Consider the following 16854-nt stretch of genomic DNA (forward strand, 5'->3'; position numbering starts at 1 on the left):
AAATTTTTCGTATATATTTGCTTTCATGAAGCTACTAATAATTGAAGATGAGCACGAGCTTTCAAAGAGTATCGTAACCTACCTTGCAGCAGAGAACTATCTTTGCCAGCAAGCCTTTACGTTTGATGAGGCCATGGAAAAGGTCTCCCTCTACTCTTATGATTGCATTTTACTGGATTTAATGTTACCTGGAGGAAACGGTCTGGATATACTCACAGAAATTAAGCTACAGAACAATCCTGCCGGCGTTATTATTATTTCCGCAAAAGATTCATTGGACGACAAGATCTGCGGACTCAAGATTGGGGCAGATGATTATCTCTCCAAGCCTTTTCATCTTCCGGAATTAAGTATGCGTATCTATGCCCTTATCCGCCGCCGTCAATTTTTCAGCAATAATACTTTAACTATAAACAATCTGATTATCAATCTGCTTAATAAAGAAGTAGTAGCAAATGGAAAAATTATTAATCTGACAAAAACTGAATATGAGCTTCTTTTATTTCTCGTCGGAAACAAAAATAGAGTTGTATCTAAAAGCGCTTTGGCAGAACACCTGAGCGGAGACATGGCAGACATGTTCGACAGTCAGAACTTTGTTTATGCTCATATAAAAAACCTAAAGGCCAAGCTGGCAGATGCAGGTTGTCCCGATTATATTAAAAATGTTTATGGAACCGGATACAAATGGATAGAATGAAAAGTCTCCTTCAAAAAAGCCTTTCAAGGTTCACAATTTGTACAGTAATTATTCTTTTACTAGCAACCCCACTCTTTTATCTTCTTACCAAGTATTTCTATGCAGAAGATTTAAGGGAAATAGTTGAAGCTGCCCAATCAGGAGTTCCTCTTCCGAAAACAGACCTTGAACAAGACATGATTGTAGGCATTGCATTGCAGTTCGTTTTAATAATGAGCGTTTTATTGGCTTCATTAATCCTAATGTTAAAATTAATTTCCAAACGGCTTTGGGCTCCCTTTGATGAAACACTGAGACAACTTGAACATTTTTCGCTTGAAAAGGAAATTCCTCCTCTATTTACGGTAAGTGACATAAAAGAATTTAATCGACTAAATTCCGTTCTCACTCAATTGATCAAGAACAATTTACGCAGTTATAAGATACAGAAAGAGTTTACCGAAAATGCATCACACGAATTACAAACGCCTCTGGCTGTTTTTCAAAGCAAACTCGATTTATTGCTGCAGCAGCCCAATATGACCCAACAACAAGCCGAAATTGTACTAAGCCTATATGAAGTCTCTGCACGTCTTACACGTCTGAACAAGAATCTTCTCTTGCTTGCAAAGATAGATAACAAGCAATACACACAAATGGAACTTATTGATATAGTTCAGATAATAGAAAGGACTTTGCCTCTACTGAGCGAATTTACCCAAGAAATAAAAATACGGAAAGAAATACAAGTTACATCGTTTACAATAAGGGCAAATAAAGCTCTTTTGGAAAGTCTGATTAATAATTTGTTTATAAATGCCGTACGTCACAATGTTGTTAAAGGAGAGATCACCATTATTATAACGCCCAATCAACTAATTATTTCTAATACGTCCTCTGAAGAACAGTTGGATAAAGAATTAGTATTCGAACGTTTCCACCGTTCATCAGAAAAGATAAATGGAAACGGCTTGGGGCTAGCCATAGTAAAAGCTATTTGTAATTTTCACGGTTGGGGCATAGACTATCAATACAATGCAGGAAATCATGAGTTCATTATCAATTTTTGAACGAGTATACGCTTTTAAAAATATATTCAGAGCTAATTTTCTCCAATTATCATAAATTCAAATTCTCTACAAATTTCTGTTTTAACTTCGCTCTTATTAAAAAGGATAAGGTCTATGAAGATATTCATTGTTATTTTGTTATTTCTGATATTACATGGAATGCTGATGCAAGCCAGCAATATTCAAGAAGAAGCGAGTGGAATAATCTATTCAAAAGGGGAAATATCGCTTGAAGATATTCAGACCGTCAGAAACAATATTCAGAAAACATCAACTGGTGAGAATCTGTTTCTTAATACAAAAAATGAAACTGTGAATGTTCTATCTTCAAAGGAAAGTTTCAACATAAAACTTGATAAAACAACCTCTTCACGCGTCTTCCGAATGACTTATATTGGTGTGCCTCTTATTGCCGGTGGATTAATTGTAAAAAGTGAAGATGACCATTTCCGCAGTTTACGCAATGAATATCTACCCTCTTTTCGTCAACATTATGACGATTATCTGCAATATTTCCCTGCCGTTGCTATGGTCGGGATGAAGATTGGTGGCGTAAAAGGACGGAGTTCATGGTTTAGAATGCTAGCTTCAGATGCTATTTCAATAGCCATTATGTCTAATGTTGTAACTTCACTCAAATCTTCTACTAAAGTAATGCGTCCGGATGGTTCAGATAACAGGTCATTCCCTTCGGGACATACAGCTACCGCATTTATGTGCGCTACCATGATGCACAAAGAATACGGACTTACACGCAGTCCATGGTACAGCATCGGTGCATATTCTATAGCAACCGCTACTGGACTTAGTCGTCAACTGAATAACAAACATTGGTTAAGTGATGTTATGGTGGGAGCCGGAATCGGTATTTTATCGACTGAACTTGGATATTTTTTGGCAGATTTAGCATTTAAAGATAAAGGTATTACCCACTCCAATCTTGATTACAAACCGATTGAGCGATTCGAAAAACCTTCTTTCTTTGGAATTTTTATGGGCATTAACATCTTACCTGGTAAATATATAATATCCAATGATAATTATTTATCAACATCAACCGGAAGTAATGCCGGAGTGGAAGGAGCCTGGTTCATGAATCCCTATTTGGGCATAGGGGGTCGTTTTTCAGTTGCCAGCATGCCAGTATTATTAAATAATGTGCCACAAACCGATCAATTGGATATTCTTACAGCTTCAGCCGGCACTTATTTCTCATATCCCATTTCAAAAAGATGGTCGGCCGGAAGTAAATTATTAGCAGGATACAGTCACTTCTCAAAATGTAATCTTTCTTCGTCAGAAGTAGTAGGAAAAACAGGAGGGATCAGCATTGGTACAGGCTGCTCCATGAATTATTTGGTGAAACAGAACTTTGGAATTAAATTCTTTATAGATTATAATCTTACACCCTCTCCTATCTCAACAAACAACAGTATTGAACATATGTTTACTTTTGGAGGATCGGCAAAAGTTCTATTCTAGAGTCACACATTGTTTTATCTTCCTGTGGTGAAGCCGAGTGTCAGCTTCCTTTTTTAGGACGATAATTAATTAGACTGCTAAGTTATTAATTCCAGTTAATTGGTTACAAATTACCGTCTTAATGCATTGACGGATGATTATAGCCGGAATATTGACGAATCATTCTAACTAATGTGTCATTACCAATCATTTCAACGCTATCTAAAGTATTGTAATAATCACCTAAAAGAAGAACAGAGGAATGTCCATCAGGAAAGTGTATTATACATTGCATATAAGGCTCACACCCATCAGGGATTGTTCCTTTTTTCATTGGTTTGAGGCTATTTACTAGACATATGATTGAATCACAAACTTTTTCATTAGTAATCGAGCTTTTCACTAAGAATTCTGAATGTTCACCATTAATAACTTCTTCCCATTTTAATTCAACAATAGTTTCGATAGCATAATTTTGATATTTTATGTCTATTCTTTTTATATTCTTATTCTGACAGTTTAAGAAAACAAATATCAAAAAACAAATAAATAATTTAATGTATTTCATTATTTAACTATTTATAATAAACAACAATATCTGAATTTTGCAATACAAATAAAAGAACACCTATTTTAAATAACTTGTCAGTTTTTCAACAAAGAAGATTTCCCCGTCTCCTGTATATATTTTTCTAAGCCTGATATTTTTATCAAAATAATAATAGAAGCAATCTTTTGAAAATCCCATATCTGCCCCACAAAAAACATACAAACTATCTTTACTATCGAATTTTACAAATTTAAATCCACCTCTTCTAAAGTCCAATAAAGAATGAGAAATATATATTTTCGTGGATATTTCTTTATTAAAATTCAAATATCCAGAAGTAATATCATCATTTGATAATTTCAATAAAACTTGTTTATCTTGCTTTATCAAATAATACCTAAAAGTTTTATTCGTTTCATTGCTATAGTAGAAAATTCGAGTTACTTTCTGAGTGCTTGCCGAAATATCCTTATAGAGCATCACAATACTATCAACATATATTTTGTTACTATCCCTATCTACTCTGGTTATAGGAATAAGGCTTACTTTATTAGTTTTATTTACGCACCCCACAAAGTAAATAGAACTAATAAGTAGCAAGATTATATAATTACTCAGGTATATCCTTTTTGTTGTTTTCATAATTAAAATCACCCGTTTTTTCAGATTTTATTCCATATCGTAATATATTATTCACATCTTGTTTGTACGCTTCTTTTATAAAGAAGGTGACTTGTGTAATCTATAAAATTGTATTTCGAGAATCTGACTATATTACTTATAGGAGTATCCCAAAATGACTTGTCATAACTAAAGCCTGATTGTGGTAAATAAACCATTGAATTAAATTTGGTTCCTGCCCTATTATGATATTCATAGCAATCACAAAAATTTCCTGTAATAGGTGTCGCATATATATTAACTAATATCCATTTGCGCTTATCCCAATTCATCTTTATTGACTGAACTTTTACACGATTCTTGTCTATTAGAAATATTAGATTCTCTATTTGCTCATCATAATTGCTATCAAAATCAAGTCTTGTTTTACTAGTGGATGTGAATATATCAATAGTATCACCCTTTATGCAATCATCTAAATTATCCTTAGAAAATTCTGCAACATATAAAGGGGTAAGATAAAAATCATTACTTTTTATTGAGTCAACAGGAGTAATCCAATAATAATTTTTAAATTCTTTGTCAATAGATCTTTTCGATGAAAATGTAATAACAATAAATTTATTTGTTTGCCCATAACAAAACAAGCATATTACTGTTAACATCAGACTAACCATTATTTTACTTTTCATATGCCTTCCTCCATATTTAGTTAACTTCAAACTGTAATAAATTTACTGGAGATTAATTCATTAATTCTCCAGTTGAATTGAGATAATTATTATCTAAATGAAATGTATATCCATTTTCGTGAGATAGTGCAATACTATTTCACTCTCAATGTGCATTGACTATTTCATTTTTTATTCCTCATAGACAAATCTTATGAGATTTTTCTAATTATAAACAGTCCGATTTAAAGGAAAACACACAGTTGAATATTTAAGTCCGAAACCCTAATTTTATACTACCCGTTTTTTCGGAGTGAGGTCATTTCATTTTTTGTTCTTACCATAAGCTGCAGGGATAATATTATTTCCTTTGTATATATAATAGTAAAAATATGGATCAAAAAACGGAGGTGGATATCCCTCACCATTATCTTTTACTACATATTGATCATCTGGGAAATATATATAATTGAAATATTTCTTTTCGTTTGTTGGAGTCAGGAACTTATAAAACGCCATTTCAAAATCAACCCTATTATCTATTCTTGATAAGACAATGATTTCTGCTTGTCTCTGCCTATCTTCAATATAACCAACAATCCTTAAGTTTGAACCAAATATAAAATATTTATTTAAAATTTCTTTTTTTGTAGATGTAAAACAAAACTCAGGTGCAAACTCATTTATTCTCAATTCCAAGACTATTACATTATCGGATGCTTTTGATATATATGCACTATCTTTGATGCTGTTAATGATTGAATATAATTGTCTATTAACTACATTAAATTTTTGTAAGACAAATCCATTTTGTTTGGACTCATTTTTACAAACGAAAAGTCCAATTATGAATATAATTCCAATACAAATAATATAAATAATATTTCTTTTTTTTGTATTCATTCCTTATTATTATTACATTATTATAATGAATATATTTATTGTGTGGTACATCATAGACTCTACAACTTATTATCTTATTCGTACGACCTAATGATAAACACTTTTTATTAATTAATAATTCAAAATAGCTTCTAAATGAAAATTATTTCAGGAACAAACCAATACTAAAAATCTTTACTACTTTTTAGCATTAGCCTTATTACTCTTTTTAAATGACATTAATGAAAGTTTAAGCCAAAATGACGTCCTAAACCGATAGAGCTTCATTGCGTAAGCTTTAACAAAGCATGGCTCATTATAATATGATGCATCATAATTAAAATGAATATTTTTTTATTTGCTACACAAAAAGAATCTATCTGTTCACAAATATCGATATTTGGATACATTCTGCTTAATTTCCCACAATCAACATCTTCCCATCTCTTTTTCATTATAAAAACCTATGCACTTTTGTCTTTACCAAAGAAGCAACACCATTTTTAACTTCAAAATCAGTGACGATTTGTGCAACTCCATTAATAGTATCTTTAACACCTGCTTTAATTATCATTTCTCTGTTTAAAAACACATTTGATATTGGAGAATCTTGTGCACTAACATCAACACAAACAAGGAAAAACACCAATAAACTATATAGATACCTCATAATTTGATAATTTTTTATGCCATGGAACAATTTTTTAATATGCTATTATATATAGGATTTCTGATTTATAGCTTTTTACTAAAATATGCAATCATATCTTACATTTTTGATTTACACAATTAGTGGGATAGTGTCTTTTAGTAATTAACCATTAAGCCAAAAAATATAAAAATAGAAATATTAGTGTCCCCATAATAACAAATAACAGCCAATATTCTCTTACCGACTTATATTTTTCCTTTTTGGACATTTTCAAAATCAAGCCTACAACAATGCAAATTAAGGGAATTGTCAATCCGAATATTTCTTTAACAATAAAGAACTTTTCCAATTCTTTTGAAAGCATTTTCATCCCCCAAATTATAGATCCTATTGAACCTATATAACCATTTATATGGATAGAGTATGTTATTGAAAAAAAACCTTCTTTTATTTTTTTCTCATCTTTACAGGTTATATATAGAATAATAATTCCAAATAGAATCCATCCAATAGAATACAAATAATTCATTTTTATTTTTTATCTCCCTTTAACTTCTCTCTGTCTTCCAATATCTTATCAACAAGTCTTTCAATACCTGCGACTTTAAGTTTGGTTTCTTATTTTATCCATGGCATATGTGATGAATTAATTGTAATTGTGGCAGCATCCCTACAAATATAAATAAATTTATTACATTGTTAAATTTATAACTCTAATATAGTAAATAAATACCAAAAATTTAATACTCATTTTTTAATAACACTGTCATTCAAAGAGTACAATTTATATTTATTGCTCGTTCGGATTCAATCGGTTTCCCCTCATTGGATATTCTCTTGAAAGTCTCAATAGACTTGATATAACTTTTAAAGCATTATTTCCCGAAGGGGTGGCAGAGGTGGTAGTAAAAAAGAGTGTTTTACGGTTTCAGAAAATGAAAAATGAAAATTCTTCAAAAAGAATTTTTTTCGATTTACGATTTACAGAAAGGTAAAAAGGATATTTTCTCTACCACCTCTGCCACCCTTTGCCCAATATAGCATTCATTATCAATAGAATGGAAATAGATATTGGCGGGGTAGGTTTAAGGATAGTAGCTCTCTCATCCATCTGATATCTTGTATTTACCCCATTCCCGGTATGCAATAATTTAAAAGGGGTGTAGATGGTGTAGATAAAACGACTGTTTTTCGATTCTAAAAAATGAAAATTGAAAATTCTTCAAAAAGAATTTTTTTCAAATTTGATTTTCTGGGAACATAAAAAGCTTGTTTTTACTACACCATCTACACCCCAGAAAATGATACATCATTGATTCTCTTGAATTTAGATTCTAAAACAAATGGTGCAGAAGAATTGGTATATTGGCAATATCACTAAAAAAGAGACTCAAACAGATGGATTTCGGCAATGGTAGAGGGATAAAAACAGCACACCACCTCTCAGTTGTATCAATTGCTATTCACCAAATAGGTTAAATGTGGGGGGCCGACTGAAAACAAATGGCATTTGAGAACCTCTTCGATGGTTAATCCTTAAAAGGACAACCCATATCAGAGTCAACAAAATAATGAGTCAAACTAATTAATCGGTTTAGGAACATTAGTAGTCAGCTGGAATCAGATTATTGCAGTCAACTTAGTGAACTAACATAAAGAACGTCAAGAGTTAATCCAATCATGTACAAGATTAGGGGTAATCATGTACAAGATTAAAAGCAATCATGTACATGATTGGGGGTAAACATGTACATGATTGCTTTAATTATTCCCGATAAAAGGATTAGTTTATGCCGAAGATCGGGTTAAATGAACGAATGGAATTACTTAGTGAGCTCCAAATCAATACTCATTCCGTCGTGGCAGTTGAACAGGAGCACCGTCTCGTTTTTACCGACCGATACAAGCTTGCAATCGGGGGTCTCTTTCACGTTCCACTTCCCTTTCAGGGTAACTTTTACTGGAATGGGGGTGCTTACATTGTCAATCCACGGACGGGAATAGATGCTTCGCTCTACCCTTTTGCCATCCTTATCGAACAACTCATCGGACGGACCGGAATAGAGGTTCAAATCGGGGTTGGCAACTGTGAGCAGCAGCTTATTCTTTTGTTCACGCGTCATCAGCAAGCAGGTGGTATCCACCTTCTGCACAATGCCTTCGGGTAAAATGCGCGGTGTTTCGAACAGTACATACGAGGTAATTCCAGTTGGGATATCTTTCACAATATGGGCATTCCTGTCTTGTTGAAGTACCTTGTACGAAGGCTTCTTGGCAAAAGCAGCCAGTTGTGCCTGCGAAATCTGGGGCAGAATGGCATATTCGTACTTTCCTCCTTTAGGTGCTTTTCCGTGATTGATTACCAGCGAAACGAAATTGCCTTTTGTCTCTTTCTGTGTATCCTGCGCCAATGAGTATTGCGGGAAATGGATTTCCGGCTTCAAATTGCTCTGCCCCTCTTTGTTTGGAACATAATAGCCGGTTGAATTCACCGGATCAATCCAGGTGTTGTTCGTTGAAGCATTATCCAGCCAACATACTTGCACGCTGTCTGAATAGGCTGCCAGCTGAAATACGGTTGTTTCCGTATCGTAATTCTTATTGGTGTTCTCGATATCGCTGCCTAGGCAGACAATACGGTTATCAAAGAAATGGTAAGACTTGCGGGCACGCATTGAGCCGTTGTATTTATCATGCTCGTGCAGTTTCATGCCAAAGGCACCATTGGTGCGTTGTTGGGAAATCCCTCCGGCAAAGCTTTCGTCGGAATAGAGCATCTCTTCAAATCCGGAATAGACATCTACGTTGAGGACGTTTGCCTTTAACTGCGCTACCGGTAGATGAATAGCGGTGGTTCCGGGAATGCGTCCCCAATCGAACCCATCGTGCTGCCAACTGCTGGTGGTGGGAGTAACTGAATCGCCCGGCAGGGCAGTCAGGATCTGCAGACTTCCGTGTGCCAGATAACGACCGTACCAGTTTGCTCCCAAATAATGCTCTGCAGCCCAAAGGTAGCGGGAGTGTCCACGTGCCACTGCTGCCCAATTGCTTCGGCGTTGCACGGAAACACATCCGTATCCCAGCGCCAGGTTACCTTGTGGATCGTTCTCGGCTTTGAAGCCTTTTTTCTGCAAAGATTCCACCAATCGTTTCTCCTCTTTGCTGCCTTTGTTGGCAACGCGCAGGAAGGCAGCAGCCATATCTGCATCGTAAGGCTGAGCGCCATCAGGGGTACCAGCTAGCGCCATGATTCCATATTCCATCGGAATCAGTGTTCCCTTACCATTGGGATGGCGTCCGGACATAGACAGCGGGAAATAGTTTCTATTGCAGTAGAAACGCATGGTTAGTAGTACATTCTTAACGGTTGAATGTCCCAGTTCGGAAACACGGAACGAAGTTCTGCTCAGCAGATAAATCATGTTTGAAGCTCCTTCGAGCCCCCCTACCGCATAAGCCGGATAGTTGTTGCGATGGTGAAATGCACCGCCGTCTTTCTTGAATGCCCCAGCCAATCCGGTGGCAGGCAGGCAGCCGTTATTTATCCAGCGAGTGAAGGACTTGAGGTACTGAACCTTCAGGGGCGAGTTGTCCATAATCAGGATGCTGGCAATTCGTCCGGTTGTTTTGGTATTGAACGAATCCATATCCATTCCCGGCGCCGAAGGATTTATGTACACCTCATTGGTCATGGCATACCATTGCATTGCCTTCTGTGCCTCTTCCAGCAATCCGGCCTCGCGAAGCACATCCTTCATCAGGTAACAGGAGGTGTAATATCCGCGGAAGCTGTATCCGTAATGAGTGAAATTACCCAGACAGCTACCATAATCAATACCCTGATCGCAGGCAAACTGGTACATCAGCAAGAACATCGACTTCAGTTCCTGCTTAGCCGGCTCATTGTCTGCATTGTTATAGGCAATGGCAATGCGGTTCATCAAATCGAAATAGGCTTTTAGCTCCATGCCCATCTTGTCATAAAGATTCTTGTTCCAGTTAGGAAGGAAGCGCTCGTAAGCCTCGGCTGCACGGTTGAAATAGATGGGTCGGCCGGTAATGATTCCATCTTTTACAGTGATGTGATACTCTTCGAACTTAGTTCGTAAATTGGCCATTGCCTGCTGAGTAAGTTTACCGGGGGTATAAATCAGGTTCCGAAATCTTTGCCCTATCAGCTCCATGTCTTTCTTTTCCTGTTCGGACACACTGCTGTCAAGGGCAATATCCGGTTTCAGAAGAGAGCAATCTCTTACTATCAGCCAGTGATTATCTGTGCCGGCATTCACAAAAGGCACTTGATTATCGGCCGTTTGATGTCTATGGTCGGTCTTGGCAGCCAGCACCATCTGGTCGAAACAGAGCATTCCTCCGGTTGAAGGTGCCGAAACACGGAGCTCATTCATCCCCTCCTCGGGTTTTCCTTGCATGTCTCTTTCAAAGCATACCCAGGCAGCCCGCCATCCCTTAAAGTTTATATGAAAGTCGAACCAGGAACACTCCTTGCCATCTTTATAGAAGGAAAACCTTACTTTTTCGTCCTTTGGCTGGTCATTGTACACCCACACCACAAATGTGGAGAGATAGGTGTCTTTTCCTGTGGGATCCTTCGGTTCAAAGGGGATATCGTGTTTAAGCGACAGAGTGGCTCCGGGCTGATATTTCCATTGCAGGGATTGCTGTCCGTCCCTGTGATACTGACCGGTTATATTAACCTGGCTACCTTTCGAAGTTGTAAATCCGGACACTGAGCCGGCTTCCTCGAACGACAGAATCTTCTCGTGCTTTACCTCTTGAGCATTAGCATGGCTAAGGGAGGCAAAACAGAGAGAAAAAAGCATGTATGCAAAAGCAGAATTTCTCATAACAGTTTCTTTACTGATAATGTTTTAAACAAAATAAAGGGTTATTTTTTAATAAAAGAAATTTATGGAAAAGTTCTTCTGGGAATAGTAGAACTAGAGTGAATTAAAAAGGGTGACATTGCGGTCACCCCTTTTCATTCCAACAAACAAATAAACACACTAATTAATTGTGATTGTAAGTTCTTTCACAACTGTTTTTTCTCCGTCATAATTGGTATTCCCGGCGAGGAATGTTACAACATAGGTTCCTGGATCGGCATACTTAAAAGAATATGTGGTCAAAGAGTTTGATATATTCTTAATTGCCACGCCTCCTGCTGGATAGACAGCTCCTGTTTTACCAGAATAGAAAGTAACCCAGTTGGGAGTTCCCGATATTTTAAACACCACATCCGAACCGGCTGCATAGGTATTTGATTCGCTCAATGCAACATTAAAGTCAACATCTTCGAGTGCTTTATCACACGATGATAGTCCTATGAACATGAGCAGTATTGCAAAAATATGTTTTAGTTTCATGATTATCTGATTTTTAGAGATTTGAACTAATATTACCACAACGGATTTTGAACCAACGCCTTATTCAATCCAAGCTCTTTAGTTGGGATTGGAAGGAACTCATGTCTCTTTTCCGTTCTTTTTGCATAAAGTGCCGCAAATCCTTTTGCTGTTTGCCAACGTGAAGTATTGGCCACGGCAGCTCCCAGATTATCATGAACAGCAGTTACATAGTCACCCCAGCGTACCAGGTCGTATTTACGAAGACCTTCGAAGCAAAGTTCGCGTCCGCGTTCATCTTTCAGTTCCTGTTTAAATTGGTCGTAAGACAATCCGCTTAACGGAAGTACTCCTGCTCTTGCTCTTACTTTGTTAATGCATTCGTAAGCCAAAACGGTAGGACCCTGATTTACTTCATTGTCGGCCTCAGCAATCATTAGCAATACATCTGCATAGCGAAGAAGCGGGAAGTTTTCGGGTGTACGGTTTTTATCTTTCGGGAACAATGTTTCCCATTCACGGCGGAATTTACCGCAGTTACGTTGTACAATGTTCGTAGCCGCCCAGTTGGTCTTCACACCTTTGTTATAAGTATAAGGCGCCATTGATAAGTCGCGGCGTGCATCCGGAGTTGTTCCATTCTGAGTTTTCAGGTAAAGATCCCAAAGAATGGTAGTACTGGAGAAAAATCCGTAACCATATCCGTCACCGTTTGCAATATTTGGATCGGCATTATTCAGAATACCGTTCACATTACCGATACGTCCGGCAGAATAGTGTCCTTCTGTACGGTTGCCAAGGAATTCAGCTTCCCAGATGGATTCATTATATTTCGTATCCACCTTGTCACTGGCCATATTTTTAAACAATGCATAAACATCGGGATTCAGATCGTGTTTACCGGAGTTCTTCACTTCGTTTGCCCAACGAAGAGCTTTTTCATAGTAAGGCTTACCTCCATTTGACGGATATCCTGCACGGGTAAGACATACACGTGCCAACACACCTTCTACAACAGTCTTCTTAACATGAGAAACTGAAGGATTATAAACTGTATTGTCTACCATATCCACACATGCTTCCATTTCATTGATTACGAAATCGAGCACTTCAGCCTGTGTGCTTTTCGGTGTATTCACTTTTGTTACATCCTTTTGAGACTCCGTTTTCATAGGAACATCTCCCCATGCCTGTGCTAGCAGAAAATGATAATATGCTCTCAGGAAACGTGCTTCTCCTTTGTAACGAGTACGAAGTGATTCGTCCATAGTAGCCCCGTCAATCTTTTCCAGAAGCAGGTTTGCATTATTAATTCCGGCATAAAGGGCAGTCCATGTATCCAACAGGATCGTATTACCGGGTGTATGGTCATTGACATAAACCTCACCGGAGATATTGTTACGGTCGTAGTAGCTCAGATCATCTACTCCTGAAATCAAACAGGAATAGTTGTTCCCATAAACTGTTTCTTGGTGAATGGTACTGTACACCCCTGTCAGGGCATTATACACCTCTTCGGCATTTTTATAGTAGGTTTCCGGAGCCACAAAATCAGAAGGCTCTGTCTCCAGAAAGTTGCTGCAAGAAGACAATACAGAGGTCATTGCTGCAGCTATCAAGATTGATTTAATTCTATATTTGGTATACATAATAATTCGCTTTTAAGGTTATAATGTCAGGTTCAGACCAAAAGAAAAGCTTCTTGAACGAGGATAAGCAGAATAGTCGAATCCTGGTGTTAACGCAGAGTGTCTTACAGATACTTCAGGATCGAATCCGGAATAATCGGTAATGGTGAATAGATTTTCTGCCGACAAAGAAACTTTTGCACTCTTGATACCCACTCTCTTGATCAGTGAAGTTGGTACGTTATAGCCCAATGACACATTTTTCAAACGAAGGAATGAACCATCTTCCACATACAAAGATGAATATTGCTGAGAACCCTGAGCATCAGCACGAGGAATGTTACTTGTAGGATTTTCCGCAGTCCAACGGTTAATGTACGAAGCATACATATTTGTATTCTTTCTCTTAGCAGGATTTTCGAAGAACAACCGGTTCGCATTTAAGATATCGTTGCCGTAACTCCACTGGAAGAATATATTCAGTTCAAAATTCTTGTAGGTAAAGTTATTAGTGAAACCACCAGTATGTTTAGGCTGGCCGCGACCAATGATGGTACGGTCGTTGTCATTTACTACGCCATCTTTGTTAATATCCACATATTTAGGATCTCCCGGTTGAATTACTTCACGGCTTGCGGTATTATTTGGAATTCCGCTCTTCAAGACATAAGCACCTGTAGGAGTAACATCAAAATCTTCGTATTTATATGTTCCGTCATATAAGAAACCATACATCATTCCTGAAGGACGGTTAAGCATGGAGATATATGCATACTGACTGTTGTATTTGTTATCAAATGCTACAGAGTTAAGCATGGATTCCTGGTTAAGGCTCAGGCCTTTGATCTTTCCAACATTGAAAGCAATATTGAAACTACTGCTCCACTGGAAATTTTTGTTTTTGATATTATCTGTTTCTAATGTAAATTCTACACCTTCATTACGCATACGTCCTATATTCATGTATGTTGAAGAGAAACCTGATGTTGGAGGCAGATCAGCATACAAAAGTAGATCGTAAGTATTCTTGCGATAAACATCTGTTGTCAGTCGGATGCGATCCTGGAAGAATCCCAGGTCAAGACCAAGGTCGTACTGTTCGGTTGTTTCCCACTTCAGCTTTTCATTAGCCATTGATGAAAGGATATATCCAGTTGAATAGGCATTGTCATATACATACTCAGTAGAGATACCTGTATAGAGTTTTGCCAATGAAGCAAAATCTGATACACGGTTGTTTCCGGTTTTACCCCAGCTCAGTCTCAGTTTACCGTTTGACAACCATCCCAGTTTCTTAACTGCTTCTTCACGGCTGAAGTTCCATGCTACTGATCCAGAAGGGAAATATCCCCAGCGGTTATCAACAGGAAACTTAGATGAACCATCGGCTCTGTATGAGAGAGTTAGATAATACTTAGACTTGTAATTATAGTTAAGACGAGCCAGATAAGACATCATGGTATTTTCGCTTAGAGATGCATTTACAACGGGGGGGTCTCCTTTACCTAAACCGGCCATACCAAACGATTCGTTGGTAATATGGTTTACTGTTATATCATGGTTTGAGGCATAATTACCTTGGAAAGTAATACCGGCCAGAAGATTTAAGTTGTGTTTCTTTTTAGAGTATGCGTAAGTCAATACATTCTCATTCAACCAACCGCGACTTTCGCTTTCATAAAGGTAAGCATTGTTTCCCTTGCTCTGGGTATTCTTCGGGTTTGTATTACCTGTACGCGTATTGGGACCGTTAAACTCTTCGCGTCTGTAGTTTACCAAGTGGTATCCGCCGGATACTTTTAGTTTCAGGTTTTTGATAAATTCATATTCAAGAGATGCATTTGCAGAAAGGTCGTCATTTACGCGTTTACGGTATTCATTTCTTGCAGACAATACAGGGTTGAAACGATAATCTTCTGCCATATTTACATCCGGGTCAACCAATTCATCCAGTAAATCAGTACCCGACGGAGAAACCGGACGATATCCCCATACACTATACATCAGGTTATTCGTTGCACTCCATGAAGAAGTGGAGGGAGCAGAACCGTTGGTGATTGCACGCGCATAGTTGGCATTCATGGTCACACGAAGCTTGTCGCTTACTCTCTGTTCAAGATTTAAACGACCCTGATAACGGTTAAAGTCGGATGCAATGATTACTCCTTGCTGATTTGTGGCAGAAAGAGAAGCTGCATATTTTAGATCGTCTTTTTTACCGGTAAGTGAAACATAGTGGTTATTAGTTATCGCTGTACGGAAAATTTCATCCTGCCAGTCATAGTATGGCATATCACTGTAAGACTCCAGAGTACGTCCATCTTTGTAGTAAGAGCTTGCCATATCTTCGGGAGTAGTAATTTCCTGCTGTAATTTTACAAATTCATAACCATTCATCAGAGGGATGGTTTTTGAAACATTCTGCATTGAAACACTTCCGTTGTATGTCACAACCGGACGTCCTTCTTTTCCACTTTTGGTAGTAATAATCACAACCCCATTGGCACCACGGGCACCATAAATAGCAGTGGCTGAGGCATCTTTCAGAATATCGATTGACTCAATATCGTTAGGGTTCAGTGAGCTGGCATTGGATGACTCCATTGGAAATCCGTCGATAACATATAAAGGTTCACTACTTTGAGTCAGTGAATTGTTACCGCGAATAACAATATTCATTCCTGCACCTGGCACACCATCATTTGATGATACCTGAACACCAGAAATACGTCCGCCCAGCGCCTGATCAATCGAAGTAACCGGTGCTTTCAGCATGTCTGTTACATTTGCTTTAGCCACGGACCCTGTCAGGTCTTTTCTCTTCACATCACCGTAGCCGACAGCTACTACTACCACTTCCTCAATGCTTACCGCATTTTCTTCGAGTGTTACACTAATAACTTTCTGATTTCCAACAGAAACTTCCTGGGTTTTGAATCCCATAAAGGAAAACTTCAGCACATCCTTTGGTGTAGTCTGAATAGTAAATTTACCGTTAATATCGGTAACTGTACCAGCAGTTTTCCCTTTTACAACAACATTTACACCCGGCAATCCCTCACCGGATTTGTCTTTCACAGTACCGCTTATCCTCACTTGAGCAAATACCGGTACGACCGTAAATGCTGTAAAGAGAAAGAAAGCAATAAACAATTTAAAATTTGATTTTATCATACTATATAAGATTAAAGGATCTTTAATTAAATTTTTCTCCGATGCGTTCAAAATCAAAAAATCATGGTTTTTAAAATTAATATAAAGACAAATTAAACAAGCT

The 16854-nt window shown here is 37.5% G+C and carries 13 protein-coding genes; 3 read left to right on the forward strand and 10 right to left on the reverse strand.

The window, feature by feature from the left end:
- The first annotated feature begins 25 nt into the window (after window positions 1-25).
- The 3 genes from ABWU87_RS08960 (at window position 26) to ABWU87_RS08970 (ending at window position 3231) form a co-directional block, all read left to right on the forward strand.
- On the forward strand, window positions 26-700 hold the full coding sequence (locus tag ABWU87_RS08960) for a response regulator transcription factor (protein ID WP_353330011.1): 675 nt from the start codon (window positions 26-28) through the stop codon (window positions 698-700).
- Complete coding sequence (locus tag ABWU87_RS08965; RefSeq protein ID WP_353330013.1) at window positions 688-1749, forward strand: sensor histidine kinase; 1062 nt, start codon at window positions 688-690, stop codon at window positions 1747-1749. Before ABWU87_RS08960 ends, ABWU87_RS08965 begins: the two co-directional genes overlap by 13 nt.
- Before the next feature lie 114 nt (window positions 1750-1863).
- Window positions 1864-3231, forward strand: coding sequence for a phosphatase PAP2 family protein (locus ABWU87_RS08970; protein WP_353330015.1), 1368 nt, complete (start codon window positions 1864-1866; stop codon window positions 3229-3231).
- A gap of 118 nt (window positions 3232-3349) precedes the next feature.
- On the opposite strand, the gene ABWU87_RS08975 is transcribed toward ABWU87_RS08970, so the two are convergent.
- The 10 genes from ABWU87_RS08975 to ABWU87_RS09020 form a co-directional block, all read right to left on the reverse strand.
- Window positions 3350-3778 (reverse strand): hypothetical protein, encoded by a 429-nt coding sequence (locus tag ABWU87_RS08975; RefSeq protein WP_353330017.1) that lies wholly within the window; start codon window positions 3776-3778, stop codon window positions 3350-3352.
- A 60-nt stretch (window positions 3779-3838) separates the two neighbouring features.
- Window positions 3839-4402, reverse strand: a complete 564-nt coding sequence (locus ABWU87_RS08980; RefSeq protein WP_353330019.1) for a hypothetical protein — start codon at window positions 4400-4402, stop codon at window positions 3839-3841.
- A gap of 47 nt (window positions 4403-4449) precedes the next feature.
- Window positions 4450-5073: a hypothetical protein gene (locus ABWU87_RS08985; protein WP_353330021.1), complete on the reverse strand. Its 624-nt coding sequence runs from the start codon at window positions 5071-5073 to the stop codon at window positions 4450-4452.
- Window positions 5074-5376: 303 nt separating this feature from the next.
- A complete protein-coding gene (locus tag ABWU87_RS08990) occupies window positions 5377-5955 on the reverse strand; it encodes a hypothetical protein (protein ID WP_353330023.1) in 579 nt (192 codons plus the stop codon).
- Between the two features lie 433 nt (window positions 5956-6388).
- The gene (locus tag ABWU87_RS08995) at window positions 6389-6604 is read right to left on the reverse strand and encodes a hypothetical protein (protein WP_353330024.1); all 216 of its coding nucleotides are present in this window, start codon (window positions 6602-6604) and stop codon (window positions 6389-6391) included.
- A 151-nt stretch (window positions 6605-6755) separates the two neighbouring features.
- The gene (locus tag ABWU87_RS09000; protein WP_353330026.1) at window positions 6756-7115 is read right to left on the reverse strand and encodes a hypothetical protein; all 360 of its coding nucleotides are present in this window, start codon (window positions 7113-7115) and stop codon (window positions 6756-6758) included.
- Between the two features lie 1294 nt (window positions 7116-8409).
- The gene (locus tag ABWU87_RS09005) at window positions 8410-11451 is read right to left on the reverse strand and encodes a chondroitinase family polysaccharide lyase (RefSeq protein WP_434533878.1); all 3042 of its coding nucleotides are present in this window, start codon (window positions 11449-11451) and stop codon (window positions 8410-8412) included.
- A gap of 159 nt (window positions 11452-11610) precedes the next feature.
- Window positions 11611-11970: a DUF5017 domain-containing protein gene (locus tag ABWU87_RS09010; RefSeq protein ID WP_353330028.1), complete on the reverse strand. Its 360-nt coding sequence runs from the start codon at window positions 11968-11970 to the stop codon at window positions 11611-11613.
- A gap of 32 nt (window positions 11971-12002) precedes the next feature.
- Window positions 12003-13598: a RagB/SusD family nutrient uptake outer membrane protein gene (locus tag ABWU87_RS09015; protein WP_353330029.1), complete on the reverse strand. Its 1596-nt coding sequence runs from the start codon at window positions 13596-13598 to the stop codon at window positions 12003-12005.
- Between the two features lie 18 nt (window positions 13599-13616).
- Window positions 13617-16751, reverse strand: coding sequence for a SusC/RagA family TonB-linked outer membrane protein (locus ABWU87_RS09020; RefSeq protein WP_353330031.1), 3135 nt, complete (start codon window positions 16749-16751; stop codon window positions 13617-13619).
- Between the last annotated feature and the right edge of the window lie 103 nt (window positions 16752-16854).

The organism is Bacteroides sedimenti, from assembly GCF_040365225.1.
GTDB classification, from domain to species: Bacteria; Bacteroidota; Bacteroidia; order Bacteroidales; family Bacteroidaceae; genus Bacteroides; species Bacteroides sedimenti.

Excerpts from the sequence above, each read along its gene's own strand:
- ABWU87_RS08960 (WP_353330011.1), top strand. The coding sequence starts at position 26 with ATGAAGCTACTAATAATTGAAGATGAGCACGAGCTTTCAAAGAGTATC.
- ABWU87_RS08965 (WP_353330013.1), top strand. The coding sequence starts at position 688 with ATGGATAGAATGAAAAGTCTCCTTCAAAAAAGCCTTTCAAGGTTCACA.
- ABWU87_RS08970 (WP_353330015.1), top strand. The coding sequence starts at position 1,864 with ATGAAGATATTCATTGTTATTTTGTTATTTCTGATATTACATGGAATG.
- ABWU87_RS08975 (WP_353330017.1), bottom strand. The coding sequence starts at position 3,778 with ATGAAATACATTAAATTATTTATTTGTTTTTTGATATTTGTTTTCTTA.
- ABWU87_RS08980 (WP_353330019.1), bottom strand. The coding sequence starts at position 4,402 with ATGAAAACAACAAAAAGGATATACCTGAGTAATTATATAATCTTGCTA.
- ABWU87_RS08985 (WP_353330021.1), bottom strand. The coding sequence starts at position 5,073 with ATGAAAAGTAAAATAATGGTTAGTCTGATGTTAACAGTAATATGCTTG.
- ABWU87_RS08990 (WP_353330023.1), bottom strand. The coding sequence starts at position 5,955 with ATGAATACAAAAAAAAGAAATATTATTTATATTATTTGTATTGGAATT.
- ABWU87_RS08995 (WP_353330024.1), bottom strand. The coding sequence starts at position 6,604 with ATGAGGTATCTATATAGTTTATTGGTGTTTTTCCTTGTTTGTGTTGAT.
- ABWU87_RS09000 (WP_353330026.1), bottom strand. The coding sequence starts at position 7,115 with ATGAATTATTTGTATTCTATTGGATGGATTCTATTTGGAATTATTATT.
- ABWU87_RS09005 (WP_434533878.1), bottom strand. The coding sequence starts at position 11,451 with ATGAGAAATTCTGCTTTTGCATACATGCTTTTTTCTCTCTGTTTTGCC.
- ABWU87_RS09010 (WP_353330028.1), bottom strand. The coding sequence starts at position 11,970 with ATGAAACTAAAACATATTTTTGCAATACTGCTCATGTTCATAGGACTA.
- ABWU87_RS09015 (WP_353330029.1), bottom strand. The coding sequence starts at position 13,598 with ATGTATACCAAATATAGAATTAAATCAATCTTGATAGCTGCAGCAATG.
- ABWU87_RS09020 (WP_353330031.1), bottom strand. The coding sequence starts at position 16,751 with ATGATAAAATCAAATTTTAAATTGTTTATTGCTTTCTTTCTCTTTACA.